A 408-nucleotide genomic window follows, 5' to 3' on the forward strand; every position below is an offset into this window, starting at 1 on the left:
CTTCCATTGTTGAAAATGATAACAGAATTGTGTGTACTTCAATCCATCTGGATTGTCTATGCGATATTCTTCCCAAAGCAGCTGAAGAGTAACTCCTGTTTTCTTCAATTCTTTTGCGAATTGTGGAAAGAATTCCTTGAGTCTATCTGCTTTGCCTAAAGGTTTAATTTTTGGATAGAGAAGAACATGAAAATCGCTGTCCTTCATATCTGTAAGTTCAATCCAAGACTTCCCTGATTCTTTCCATTTATCAATTGTCTTGGTAACTATTGGGCGAGATATCTGAAGAGCAGATGCTATTTGACGACGGCTGAGATCCGACTGAATATATAGTCGAATTATTTCTTTTGACTTCTTCACGGTAATCCTCTTCTGCGGCACATTCATCTCCTGAAATCTGTTTTTCAG

The 408-nt window shown here is 37.7% G+C and carries 1 protein-coding gene; it reads right to left on the bottom strand.

The features are described 5' to 3' along the window. Positions 1 to 360 (bottom strand): helix-turn-helix domain-containing protein (locus DV872_RS26325; RefSeq protein ID WP_370446668.1); only part of this gene is annotated, 360 nt, incomplete at its 3' end. Between the last annotated feature and the right edge of the window lie 48 nt (positions 361 to 408).

The sequence above is a fragment of the Oceanispirochaeta sp. M1 genome (assembly GCF_003346715.1).
In the GTDB taxonomy this organism is placed as follows: Bacteria; Spirochaetota; Spirochaetia; order DSM-2461; family DSM-2461; genus Oceanispirochaeta.